This is a genomic window from Arthrobacter sp. C152 (genome assembly GCF_054890965.1).
Genome location: NZ_JBTZSU010000147.1, coordinates 1 through 222, shown reverse-complemented (window position 1 = coordinate 222; position 222 = coordinate 1). Strand labels below are relative to the sequence as shown.

Genomic DNA, 222 nt, shown 5'->3' with positions numbered 1-222 from the left:
GGGGCTGTGGCGCAGCTGGTAGCGCACCTGCATGGCATGCAGGGGGTCAGGGGTTCGAGTCCCCTCAGCTCCACCGGAGAGTCCGCCGGAATCATCAGATTCCGGCGGACTTTTTTGTCCCCGGCGTTGGCAGATTGCACCGTTGGCCGGACTTCCCACCTCCGCACCCGGTATTTCTCAAGCTGTTTGTGACAGCTGTGGGGTGGGTTGGTTGATCCAGAC

General features: G+C 62.2%; 1 tRNA gene. It reads left to right on the top strand.

What is annotated here, in order from left to right:
- Positions 1-73, top strand: a tRNA-Ala gene (locus ACYSM9_RS22070).
- Positions 74-222: the final 149 nt, after the last annotated feature.